The following is a 12223-nucleotide window of genomic DNA, read 5'->3' on the forward strand; positions in this document are numbered from 1 at the left end:
TGATGGTGACGCTGGCCTCACAGGGCGCAAAATCATCGTCGATTCCTATGGCGGCGCAGCCCCCCACGGCGGCGGCGCGTTCTCTGGCAAAGACCCGACAAAAGTTGACCGCTCCGCAGCCTATGCCGCGCGCTACCTGGCCAAAAACGTGGTCGCATCGGGCATGGCCAGCCGCTGCACACTGCAGCTCAGCTATGCCATCGGCGTCAGCAAGCCCCTGTCGATCTACGTCGACACCCACGGTACAGGCCAAGTCGAAGACGCCGCCATCGAGCGCGCCATCGCCCAATGCATGGACCTAACGCCACGCGGCATCCGCCAGCACCTGTCGCTCAACAAGCCGATCTATGAGCGCACAGCAGCCTACGGCCACTTCGGCCGCGCACCAGAGGCAGACGGCGGCTTCTCATGGGAACGCACTGATCTCGCCGCAGCCCTCAAAGCCGCGGTCTAAGGACAAAACCAGCCAGAAAGGCGCGGGAGGCCCCCCCCGCGCCTTTTTCTATGGCTGGCCCCATATTGCGTGCCCGCGCCTTTCGCGCTAAAGCGCGCCCATGAGCAATAACACACCCGAAAATCCCCCCGCAAACCATCCTTCTGGCGCCCCATGGCGCAATTTCTATGGCCGTTTCAAAGGCAAGGGCCTCCGCCCGTCCCAGGAAGGCTACCTTGAGGAAGACCTTGCGGCCCTCTCCCCTGGTGCGGTGAGCTGGGAGGAAAACCCCGAGCGCCACGCGCTCGATCTGCCCGCCGTCTTCGGCGACCGTGACATCTGGCTCGAAATTGGCTTTGGTGGTGGCGAGCACATGGTGCATCAAGCCGAACAAAATCCTGACGTCGGCTTTATCGGCTGCGAGCCCTATATCAACGGCGTCGCAATGTTGCTCGGCAAAATCCGCAAAGCCCAAACAGACAACATCCGCATCCATGCAGGGGACGCTCGCGATATGTTTGATGTGCTGCCCGACGCGAGCCTCTCGCGCGCCTTCCTGCTCTATCCAGACCCTTGGCCCAAAAAGCGCCACCATCGCCGCCGCTTTGTAACGCAAGAACACCTTGTTCCATTGGCTGCCAAGCTCAAGCAAGGGGCCATTTTCCGTGTCGCCACTGATATCGAAGATTATGTGCGCCAAACGCTGGAAGAAGTGCCGCGTGCAGGCTTTGAATGGCTCGCTGAAAGTGCAGAAGACTGGCGCACGCCTTGGCAGGACTGGATATCAACCCGCTATGAGCAAAAGGCACACCGAGAGGGGCGTACACCGCACTATCTCACCTTCCGCAAGCTCTAAGTCAAAACCACATGCGTATAAGAAGATGCGCCCCGTCTAAACTCGAAACCACATGAACCGACACTGAACAAACCGACGGGGCGACTTACTAAAACGCCCATCGGTTCTCAGCCTGTGACGTGCTTCTTACTTACCGCCCATGACTTAACAAACAGTAAACACTCTTCATATTTCTAGAAAATTCTGAAGCGCTCATCAGACCTTTAGGTGCGCAATAGCCAGTGGCCACGCGCCTCGCCACACCAGGATTTACCTCACAAATTGGAACCCTACAGGTTCTCTTGCTGCGGCATCCCCAAGACATGAAAGCCCCCATCAACACGGATGATCTCGCCTGTGGTGCAAGCCCCAGCATCAGAAGCCAGATACACAGCCGTGCCGCCCACCGCCTCCAGCGTGGCATTGCTACCCAGCGGTGCGTTCTTATCAGTGTGCTTAAAAGTCGCCCGCGCCCCGCCAATCGCAGCGCCCGCAAGCGTCTTCATCGGGCCGGGTGAAATCGCATTCACACGAATGCCCTCGCGCCCCAGATCATTGGCAAGATAGCGCACCGTGGCTTCCAAAGCCGCCTTGGCGACACCCATGACGTTGTAGTTCGGAGTGACCCTCGTCGAGCCCATATAAGTCAGCGTCAAAAGCGTGCCGCCGTTCTCTTCCATCATCGGATGCGCGCGCCGCGCAACTTCGATGAAGGAATAAGCCGAGATATCCATCGAGTTCTTGAAGTTGTCACGGCTGGTGTTGAGGATCCGCCCCGTCAGCTCGTTTTTGTCACTGTAAGCAATGGCATGAACCACAAAATCAAGTGTCCCCCAGCGCGCCTGAAGCTCGCCAAAAGCCGCATCCAGTGACGCATCATCCGTCACATCGACATCCACCATAAAGTCACTGCCCACAGAGGCGGCCAGTGGCTCAAGCCGCTTGCCAAAAGCCTCGCCCTGATAGGTAAACGCCAGCTCCGCGCCCGCCTCTGCCATCGCTTTGGCAATGCCCCAAGCGATAGAGCGCTCATTCGCGACGCCCATAATCAGCCCGCGTTTTCCTGTCATAGCGCCCATATGCGTCATCCCTTAAATTTAGACAAAATCATCGATCCATTCGTGCCACCAAAGCCGAAGGAGTTGGTCATAACGCTATCAAGCCCCGCGTTGTCGACACGCTTCACAGCAATCTCGCCGTCGCGAATGGCAGGGTCGAGCGTTTCCACGTTGATGCTCGGAATGATGAAATCATGCTCCAGTGACAGCAGACAATAAATCGCCTCCTGCGCGCCCGTCGCGCCCTGCGAGTGCCCCGTCATCGACTTGGTAGAGCTGATCACTGGCTGTTTGATCCCCTCAAAGACCGCTCGCACCGCTTCCACTTCACCCACATCGCCCACAGGCGTCGATGTGCCATGCGCATTGATATAGTCCACTTGGCATCCCTCAGGCAGCGTCGACAGCGCAAGCTTCATCGCCCGCATCCCGCCTTCGCCCGACGGTGCAACCATGTCGGCCCCGTCCGAGGTCGCGCCATATCCCGTTACTTCCGCATAAATCTTCGCGCCGCGCGCCAAAGCATGGCTCAGCTCTTCGAGCACAAGGATACCGCCGCCGCCACCAATGACAAAACCGTCACGGTTGGCATCAAAAGCGCGGCTCGCGCGCTCAGGCGTGTCGTTATACTTGCTGCTCATCGCGCCCATAGCGTCAAAGAGGCACGACAGTGTCCAGTCAAGCTCTTCGCCACCACCAGCAAACATGATGTCCTGCTTGCCCATCATGATCTGCTCTGCCGCATTGCCGATGCAGTGCAGACTTGTCGAGCAGGCCGAGGTGATCGAATAGTTGATCCCCTTGATTTGATAGGCCGTCGAAAGGTTCGCCGAGACAGTCGAACACATGGTCTTGGGGACAGCAAAAGGCCCGATCCGCTTGGTCGCACCAGAACTCAGCACAGCCTGATGCGCCGCAAGCATAGCGCTCGTCGAAGGCCCGCCAGAGCCCGCCACAAGACCCGTGCGCTCGTTGATCACATCACTCTGCTCAAGCCCTGCATCCGCAATCGCCTGTCCCATCGCAATATGCGCATAAGCCGCCCCTGGCCCCATAAAGCGCAGCGTGCGCTTATCAACATGATCCGCCACATTCAGCTTCACATTTCCAGCAATACGGCTCCGAAATCCATGCTCGGCCATATCCTCGTTAAAGGTAATCCCCGATGTGCCCGCCTTCAGGGAGGTAAGCACCTCCTCGGCGTTATTCCCGATGGAGGACACAACCCCCAACCCTGTGACAACTACTCGACGCATGTGGCCTCCTATTGCTTTGCTTAAGCTTTTCTAGGGCATTGGGAGGGGAAAGTGCAAGATCGGTTGAAGCCCTGCGCGTCCACGGGCCGAGGCGCGGCGCACCAACGACCGTGGCGACGCATGCAAAGTCCCTCAAGCAGGCGGCTCCAATCGCAAAAGACCGCTTCCATGGCTTTGGGAGCAGACACCCTCAGCGCCAAACAGCCCAGAACAAAACAGCGCAACAAAAAAGAGGCCCGAAGGCCTCTTTTCTATCTCAACTCTGGGCCGCCTCAGCTCTCGCTGAGCGCAACCTTCATGTCTTTGACTTGATAGATCACTTCGCCATCCGCTTCGACAATCCCGTCCGCAACACCCATCGTGAGGCGGCGCGTCTGGATCGCCTTGGTGAAATTCACACGATACGTCAGCATCTTGCGGTCAGGGCGCACCATCCCCGTGAGCTTCACTTCGCCCACACCCAGCGCATAGCCACGCCCAAGCCAGCCGCGCCAGCCGAGGTTAAAGCCCGTCAGCTGCCACAAACCATCAAGACCCAAACAGCCGGGCATGATCGGATTGCCGGGGAAGTGGCAGTCAAAGAACCAAAGATCAGGTTTGATATCAAACTCGGCAATCACATGGCCCTTGCCGTGCTCCCCGCCATCTTCCGAAATCTCGGTGATCCGATCCATCATAAGCATTGGCGGTTCGGGAAGTTGCGCATTTCCCTCGCCAAAAAGCTCGCCGCGGGCGCATTTGAGCAAATCGTCTCGGTCAAAACTGCTGGGGTATTGGGCCATAGGAAGAGCCGCCTTTCTGTCTTGATATCATAGCGTTCAATCTCCTCTAGCACCCTGCTCAAGGGCCTTGCAAGAGCGCCGGACGTCGCGGCGCTCCCTCCAAGTTGCGAAGCATTCGCACTATGTCTTGAAAGCACCATGGTTTTTGCCCTATATTGACGCAAGGACGCGCCGCTCAGGGCGCACCATTGAGGACAAAACGCGCGCATGACATTGCCAAACGCCACCACGCCCAAAGAGCGCAGTACAAAGTGGCTCGCGGCCAAGGGCCTGCGCCCAACGCGCCAGCGCCTTGCCTTGGCCGAGCTTCTCATGGGCGATGGCAAGCACCGCCATGTCACAGCCGAAAGCCTCTTTGACGCCTCAAAAGACATCAGCGAAACAGTTTCGCTCGCCACGGTCTACAATACCCTCCGCGCGTTTTGTGACGCAGGCCTCATGCACGAAATCACCGTGGATGGCTCCAAAAGCTACTTTGATACCAACACATCAGAGCACCCCCATTTCTTCTGGGAAGACACAGGCGAGCTCACCGATGCCTCCACAGAGCGCATGGAGATCACAAATCTGCCCAGCGCGCCCCAAGACGCCGAGATTGCGAGCGTCGATGTGGTCATTCGTCTACGCCGCATCTAAACTAGCGCCCAACGCTTTGGCCAAGTCTGCGACGTAACGGCCCGCCTTGACCCTCCCCCAACGCTGCCGCACAACTCCCTCAAAATCAGGGAGAGAACATTATGCGCGCCATCACCTACTCCGCTTTCGGCCCCGCCGCCGAAGCCCTCAGCCTCACAGAGGTTGAAACCCCCACAGCCAAAGCTGGCGAAGTCCTCGTGCGCCTCGCGCTCTCTGGCGTAAACCCGTCAGATGTTAAGGCCCGCGCAGGTGGCAGGCCCGGCGTGCCAAAGCCACCCTTCCCCCAGATCATTCCCCACTCTGATGGCTCAGGCGTGATTGAGGCCGTCGGCGCAGGCGTCCCGCCGTCCCGCGTCGGCGAGCGGGTCTGGATCTGGAACGGCCAGTGGCAGCGCCCCTTTGGCACCTGCGCTGAGTATATCGCCCTGCCCGCCGCTCAGGCCGTGCCGCTCGAAGATCATAGCTTTGAAACGGGCGCCAGTCTTGGCATCCCCGCGCTCACAGCGGCGCATTGCGTGTTCGGCGGCGGCTCGGTCGAGGGCAAGACACTGCTCGTGTCTGGCGGCGGCGGGTCTGTCGGCTTCATGGCCGTGCAACTCGCCAAATGGGCAGGCGCGCGTGTCATCGCCACGGCCTCAGCGGGCCCATCCACGGACCAAGCTCAAGCGGCAGGTGCAGATCTCGTGCTTGATCACCGCTCGCCCACGCTGGCCGACGACATCCTGCAAGCCACGTCAGGCAATCTGATTTACCGTGCTATCGAATGCGAGTTCGGCGCAAACATAAACACACTCGCCACCGTCATGGCCCCTTGTGGAACCATCGCCGCCTATGGCTCCGCCGTAAACATGGCCCCGACGCTGCCGTTTGGCCCGCTTCTCTTCAAAGCGATCACAATCGACATCGCGCTGATCTATATCCTGCCCGCCCCCGAGCGCGCTGTTGCGATTGATCATATTCACCGCGCCTTGGCCGAGGGCGCGCTCACCGCACGGGTCCACAAAATCTACGAACTCGAAGACACAGCCAAAGCCCACGAGGCGGTTGAGGCCGCCCATCGCTACGGCGCAATCTTGGTTAAGACCGCCTAAGTGCGGCGCACGACGTGCGCTGCCTTTACTGAATAAAGCCTTAAGGAAAGCGGGATTCAGGCGGTGCACGGGTTGTGCACGGGTTGTGCACGCTTTTCACCCCCCCTGTTTTGGCCCCTTCAAAGCCGCGTTAACCCTGCGGGACGGTGGTGAAATTTGTGCTTTTTTGCCCTCTGCCCCTTGACCTTCGGACCGCTTCACCCCCATCTAAACCCAAGATAAACGCGAACTCCAAAGGGGACTTTCCATGGCTTTTGAACTTCCAGATCTACCGTACGCTCACGACGCGCTCGCCGCTCACGGCATGTCTGCCGAGACCCTCGAATACCACCACGATCTGCACCACAAAGCCTATGTCGACAACGGCAACAAGCTCATCGCAGGCACCGAATGGGACGGCAAAAGCCTTGAGGATATCATCACAGGAACCTACGACAAATCCTCTGTCGCTCAGAACGGTATTTTCAACAATATCAGCCAGTTGTGGAACCACAACGAGTTCTGGCAGATGATGAGCCCAACCAAATCAGCGATGCCAAGCGAGCTTGAGAAAGCCATCACCGAGAGCTTCGGTTCGGTCGACAAATTCAAAGAAGACTTCTCGGCCGCAGGCGCAGGCCAGTTCGGCTCAGGCTGGTGCTGGCTCGTGAAAAACGCTGACGGCTCACTTGCGGTCACCAAGACAGAAAACGGCGTGAACCCGCTTTGCCTTGGTCAAACAGCTCTCCTTGGCTGCGATGTTTGGGAGCACAGCTACTACATCGATTTCCGCAACAAGCGCCCAGCCTACCTCACCAACTTCCTCGACAATCTGGTGAACTGGGAAAACGTGGCCAGCCGCCTTGGCTAAGCCCCTGTAAAAAAATACTTTTCAAACGCCCTGCAAGCTGACCTTGTGGGGCGTTTTGCCTTAGAAAGCCTATTATGCACTCTCGCCTCCCCGTCTTTTTCATCGTCATGACTGTTGTCATCGACGCCATGGGCATCGGCCTCATTGTGCCGGTGATGCCCGAATTGATCCAAGAGGTTCACGGCGGCAACATCGGCAAGGCCGCCATATGGGGCGGCATTCTGGCCACCTCTTTCGCAGTCATGCAGTTTCTCTTCTCACCCGTCCTTGGGGCGCTCTCTGACAGCTTTGGGCGGCGCCCCGTCCTGCTCGTTAGCCTTTTGGTCATGGTCGCTGATTATGTTGTGATGGCTTTGGCAGGTTCAATCTGGCTTTTGCTCGCAGGGCGCATCATCGGCGGCATCACAGCAGCCACGCATAGCACCGCCATGGCCTATATGGCCGATGTCTCCGCGCCACATGAAAAAGCTGCGCGGTTTGGGCTGATCGGCGCGGGCTTTGGCATCGGCTTTGTGATTGGTCCTGTTTTGGGCGGCCTGTTGGCAGATTACGGCACGCGCGCGCCCTTCTGGGCCGCCGCCGCGCTAGCACTCGCAAATGCTGCGCTCGGTTTTTTTGTGCTGCGTGAGACAATCACAGCCGCCAAAGCGCGCGCCTTTGAATGGCGCCGCGCCAATCCCTTCGGTGCGCTGCGCTCGGTTGCCCGCCTTGACGGGCTCAAGCTGCTCCTTCCGGTGTTCTTCTTTTTTAACATCGCAACCCATGTTTACCCCGCCGTCTGGGCCTATTTCGGCGCCGAGCGTTTTTCATGGCCCGCGAGCACCATCGGGCTAAGCCTTGGTCTCTACGGTATCGGCTTTGCCTTCGCCCAAGGCGTTCTGGTCCGTCCCGCCATCCGCCGGCTCGGACCACGCCGCGCTGTGATGCTGGGCATGTGTTCCAGCATCGCCTCGTTCCTTTTGCTGACCTTTATCACCAATGGAACATTGCTGCTCTGGCTAATACCCTTCTTCTCCCTCGGCGCCATCGCAATGCCCGCGCTACAAGGCACACTCTCACAAGCCGTACCAGACAATGCCCAGGGCGAGTTACAAGGCGTGCTTGGCTCGCTCTCCTCGCTCTCAATGATACTGTCTCCCGTCATCATGACCCAGACGTTCGCCCATTTCTCCCGTCAGGATGCTGGCTTCTACCTGCCCGGCGCCCCCTTCCTTTTGGCCGCGCTCATCATGGGATTTGCCTTGATCCTCTACATCACCGATAAATCAGCCCGCCAAATCCAAAACGCGACGTAAGGACGTCGTCATTCAGACTTGCAGGCCGTGCCCAGAGTTGTCAGGCTCTCCCAAACTGGGAGAGCCACATGAGCACAATCAAAGCCGCCGTTTGTCACGAATTCGGCAAACCCCTAACAATAGAAAACGTAAAGCTCCGCGCACCTCAAGGTGGCGAAGTCGAAGTCACGCTCGATGCAGTGGCGATTTGTCACTCCGACATTTCCTACGCTGATGGCGCGTGGGGCGGCTCACTGCCTGCAGTGTATGGCCATGAGGCGGCTGGGCGCATCACAGCCCTGGGAGAGGGCGTCAAAGGCTTCACCACAGGGGATAGCGTCATTGTGACTCTGATCCGCGCTTGCGGGACGTGTCCTTCTTGCGCAGGCGGCAAGCCGACAATCTGCCAAACACCCTATGATGGCGACCACGGCCCTCTCAAAACATCCGATGGCGGCAAGCTGCATCAGGCCATGGCCTGCGGTGCCTTTGCCGAGAAAGTCGTTGTCGATCAAAGCCAGATCGTTGTCATCCCTGAAGATATGCCCAAAGACGCCGCCTCGCTTATTTCTTGCGGGGTGATCACGGGCGTTGGCGCAGTGGTCAATGCAGCTCAGCTACGCGCAGGGCAGGACGTTGTCGTCATTGGTGCAGGCGGTGTAGGGCTTAACGCCATTCAGGGCGCGCGTATCGCAGGTGCACGGCGCATCGTTGCTGTAGATATGAGTGAAGACAAGCTCGACGTCGCCCGCCAATTCGGCGCAACAGATGGCGTTCTCGCCACAAAAGAAAACCCATGGCGTGCGGCCAAAGAGGCCATGGGCCGCGGCGCGGATGCTGTGCTTGTCACAGTCGGCGCAGCCCGCGCCTATGATGAAGCCCCCCGCTATCTCGCCTACGGCGGCAAGGTTATCATGGTCGGCATGCCTGCCACTGGTGCTGCCTCAAGCTATGAAGCGGGCAATTTTGCCGCTGTTGGCCAGTCCATGATTGGTTCCAAAATGGGAGACACCGTGATCCAGCGCGATATTCCTTGGATGGTAGACCTCTACGGCCAGGGTCGCCTAAAGCTTGACGAGTTGATCTCGAACCGCTGGACGTTGGAGCAGATCAACGAAGCCATCGCCGACACAAAGACAGGCGCAGCCAAGCGCAACGTCATCGTCTTTTAAACGTAGAAAGGGCAAGCTCATGCCAGACCATCTGATCGAGAATGAAGGCCGCGTTTTACGCGTCAATGGCCAACGTTTTCATGCAGTTTGGCTTGCTGACAATGCCCCATCAAGCCAGCGCACCCCCGCGCTGGCCGCCCCTCTCAATGACATTCGTCTGCTCACGGCCAACATAGTTGACGACAGCGTCGCACTGACCTTCGCGCCGGACTGCACGCCGCTCTCTTTCTCACTCAAATGGCTAAAGGATCACGCCTACGACACGCCCAAAGAGCGCTCTGTGGGCCATATGCCTGCAGGCAGTACGCCGTGGGGCAGCACCATCAAAGCTGCCATGCCCACAGCGCCATTCCCTGCCCTTAAAGCTTATGAAGCTACTCAGTTGAGCTGGCTCGACGCGATCCGCAGTTACGGCCTCGCAAAAGTCACTGAAACTGCGGGCCCTGTACACGAGATCATTGATATCTTTACGCCCGCTGAGTGTGCTGTGCCGTCCGATGAGAATGACTGCAGAGCGCCTGAACTAAACTTGGAAATCATTACGTGCGCGAAAGATGAAGAGGAATGCACAGTACACCTGTCTGACGGCTTCGCCTGCGCCATAAGGCTCAAAAACGAAGACCCTGAAGGCTTTGCCGCCCTCGCCCATCACTCCGCAAGCTTTGTGTTTGCAGACCAGACAGGACGCCCCTTCACAGCCCGAGTTCCAATCGTCTCACTTTTGCCAGAAGGCACAATTGCCGCCATCCGTTTTGCACCCCAATCCGCGGCACCACTTACAGACGTTCCGTTCGAGCAGATGGAAGTCTATTATCGCGCCTACCGCCACTTTTCAGAACTCGTGGATAGCCCCGAAATGCAGATCAGTGTCACGCTAAAAGAAGGCGAAGCACTGGTCATCGAAAACACACGAATTTTGCGGGACACAAAAGATAGCCACACGGCGCAACGTGCTTTTGCCGATAAAAACAGTCTGCTTGCCAGCCTCACCGCCCTTGAAACAATCCCTTAGAATTCTCCCGCCAATTAAGGAGCCAACCCTATGCATCTCAAAGACCTCGATATCATCGTGACAGCCCCCCCTGCTCCTGGCTGGGGCGGACGCTACTGGATCCTCGTCAAAGTCACGACAGACACAGGCATTGTCGGCTGGGGCGAATGCTATGCAAGCTCCGTTGGCCCCGACGCCATGCGCGCCGTCATTGAGGATGTTTTCGCCCGCCACATGGAAGGCGAAAACCCCGAGAATATCGAGCTCATGTTCCGCCGCGTCTATTCCTCAGGCTTCACACAGCGCCCCGATTTGACCGTCATGGGCGCGTTCTCGGGCCTTGAAATTGCCTGCTGGGACATTCTTGGCAAAGCGCGAAATCGCCCAGTCTATGCCCTGCTCGGCGGACGCATGAACGATCGCATCCGCACCTACACATACCTCTACCCGCTGCCATATCACGATATGGACACCTTCTGGACAGACCCGGACGCCGCAGCCGAAAGCGCGCTAGATTGTGTCGAACGCGGATACACCGCCGTGAAGTTTGACCCCGCAGGCCCATACACGCTCCGCGGCGGCCATATGCCTGCGATGAGCGATATCTCGATGTCTGTCGCCTTTTGTAAAGCCATCCGCGAGGCTGTAGGCGACAAGGCCGATCTTTTGTTTGGAACACATGGCCAGTTCAACACAGGCGGTGCCATCCGCCTTGGCCAGGCGCTAGAGCCATATTCGCCACTCTGGTACGAGGAACCAACCCCTCCCGATAATATCGAAGATATGGCACGTGTCGCGCGCAATGTGCGCATTCCGGTGGCCACAGGCGAGCGCATGACAACAAAAGCCGAGTTTGGCGCTGTCTTGCGCGCAGGGGCCGCCGAAATCTTGCAGCCCGCCTTGGGCCGTGCCGGCGGCATCTGGGAAATGAAGAAAGTCGCCGCCATGGCCGAATGCTACAACGCCCAAATGGCCCCACATCTATACGCAGGGCCTGTAGAATGGGCCGCAAACCTGCATCTCGCCACCTCAATTCCAAATCTACTCATTGCCGAAACCATCGAGACCGACTTTCACGATGCGCTTATCCGAAGCTCGATCCGTGTCGAAAACGGCTTTGTGCGCCTATCGGAGGCCCCCGGCCTTGGCATTGATGTGGATGAAGACTTGGCACGCGCGCACCCCTATCGCGGTGAAGGGCTACATCTGGAAATGCGCGAAGAGCCTTGCGACTATCAAAATGGCAACAATTTTCAAGGTGGTGCTCCTGCGACATCGCACTAACTCGCCAAAACTTGCAGCCTATGATATGTCGGCGCAAACCGATGTGAGAAACCGATGTTACAAGCCAACCCGACCCCGCCGACCGAAATGGCCCAAAACGCCTCGGATGCGGCAACCTATCTTAAAACACTGGCCCATGAAGGCCGGCTCATGATCTTGTGCCACTTGGGCTCAGGTGAAAAATCAGTTGGTGAACTAGAGCAACTCTTAGATCTGCGCCAAGCAGCCGTGAGCCAGATGCTCGCCCGTTTGCGCGATGACGGGCTGGTAACGACCCGCCGTGAAGGAAAAACTATCTTTTATGCGCTGGCCGACGACAAAACGGCCGAAGTCATCTCAATGCTCTACCGTCTCTTTTGCGCGCCAAGCGGAGCGACATGTCGCTAGACTGGATATTGCGCGCATATATGGCGATCCCGGAAGGAATCGAACCCTCAACCTGCTGATTAGAAGTCAGCTGCTCTCATATTTATCTACTAAAGATTTCTAGGTGTCATTCAATTTAATAGGGCCCTTAAGCGCTTTCTCCACACGCTCAGCCTCGTTAACCTACACTCAGTT

13 protein-coding genes are annotated in these 12223 nt (G+C 58.0%); 10 read left to right on the forward strand and 3 right to left on the reverse strand.

Annotation, left to right across the window (positions count from 1 at the left end; all coding sequences use genetic code 11):
• Positions 1–454 (forward strand): methionine adenosyltransferase domain-containing protein (locus P8O11_RS13345; protein ID WP_300294909.1); only part of this gene is annotated, 454 nt, incomplete at its 5' end.
• A gap of 100 nt (positions 455–554) precedes the next feature.
• The gene (gene trmB, locus P8O11_RS13350) at positions 555–1289 is read left to right on the forward strand and encodes a tRNA (guanosine(46)-N7)-methyltransferase TrmB (protein ID WP_300294910.1); all 735 of its coding nucleotides are present in this window, start codon (positions 555–557) and stop codon (positions 1287–1289) included.
• A 269-nt stretch (positions 1290–1558) separates the two neighbouring features.
• On the opposite strand, the gene P8O11_RS13355 is transcribed toward trmB, so the two are convergent.
• The 3 genes from P8O11_RS13355 to fabA all read right to left on the reverse strand — a co-directional run bounded on the left by P8O11_RS13355 (position 1559) and on the right by fabA (position 4364).
• Complete coding sequence (locus P8O11_RS13355) at positions 1559–2356, reverse strand: enoyl-ACP reductase (RefSeq protein WP_300294911.1); 798 nt, start codon at positions 2354–2356, stop codon at positions 1559–1561.
• Positions 2353–3582 (reverse strand): beta-ketoacyl-ACP synthase I, encoded by a 1230-nt coding sequence (gene fabB, locus P8O11_RS13360; protein WP_300294912.1) that lies wholly within the window; start codon positions 3580–3582, stop codon positions 2353–2355. Before fabB ends, P8O11_RS13355 begins: the two co-directional genes overlap by 4 nt.
• A 272-nt stretch (positions 3583–3854) precedes the next feature.
• A complete protein-coding gene (gene fabA / locus P8O11_RS13365) occupies positions 3855–4364 on the reverse strand; it encodes a bifunctional 3-hydroxydecanoyl-ACP dehydratase/trans-2-decenoyl-ACP isomerase (RefSeq protein ID WP_300294913.1) in 510 nt (169 codons plus the stop codon).
• A 207-nt stretch (positions 4365–4571) separates the two neighbouring features.
• Between fabA and irr the strand changes: the two genes are divergently transcribed.
• From irr to P8O11_RS13405, 8 genes are all read left to right on the forward strand, one after another.
• Positions 4572–5000: a Fur family transcriptional regulator Irr gene (gene irr, locus P8O11_RS13370; RefSeq protein ID WP_300294914.1), complete on the forward strand. Its 429-nt coding sequence runs from the start codon at positions 4572–4574 to the stop codon at positions 4998–5000.
• 101 nt (positions 5001–5101) lie between these two features.
• Positions 5102–6091: an NADPH:quinone reductase gene (locus P8O11_RS13375; RefSeq protein ID WP_300294915.1), complete on the forward strand. Its 990-nt coding sequence runs from the start codon at positions 5102–5104 to the stop codon at positions 6089–6091.
• A gap of 247 nt (positions 6092–6338) precedes the next feature.
• Positions 6339–6941: a superoxide dismutase gene (locus P8O11_RS13380; protein ID WP_300294916.1), complete on the forward strand. Its 603-nt coding sequence runs from the start codon at positions 6339–6341 to the stop codon at positions 6939–6941.
• 74 nt (positions 6942–7015) lie between these two features.
• Positions 7016–8236 carry a TCR/Tet family MFS transporter gene (locus P8O11_RS13385; protein WP_300294917.1) on the forward strand — a complete coding sequence of 407 codons (1221 nt, stop codon included), beginning with the start codon at positions 7016–7018 and terminating at the stop codon, positions 8234–8236.
• Positions 8237–8304: 68 nt separating this feature from the next.
• Entirely contained in the window at positions 8305–9387 is a 1083-nt protein-coding gene (locus tag P8O11_RS13390; protein WP_300294918.1) for a Zn-dependent alcohol dehydrogenase, read from the forward strand.
• Between the two features lie 19 nt (positions 9388–9406).
• Positions 9407–10399 (forward strand): TauD/TfdA family dioxygenase, encoded by a 993-nt coding sequence (locus tag P8O11_RS13395; protein WP_300294919.1) that lies wholly within the window; start codon positions 9407–9409, stop codon positions 10397–10399.
• Between the two features lie 30 nt (positions 10400–10429).
• Entirely contained in the window at positions 10430–11662 is a 1233-nt protein-coding gene (locus tag P8O11_RS13400; RefSeq protein ID WP_300294920.1) for a mandelate racemase/muconate lactonizing enzyme family protein, read from the forward strand.
• Positions 11663–11716: 54 nt separating this feature from the next.
• Complete coding sequence (locus P8O11_RS13405; protein ID WP_177170614.1) at positions 11717–12049, forward strand: metalloregulator ArsR/SmtB family transcription factor; 333 nt, start codon at positions 11717–11719, stop codon at positions 12047–12049.
• Positions 12050–12223 lie beyond the last annotated feature (174 nt).

The sequence above is a fragment of the Lentibacter sp. genome (assembly GCF_029254145.1).
GTDB lineage: Bacteria > Pseudomonadota > Alphaproteobacteria > Rhodobacterales > Rhodobacteraceae > Lentibacter.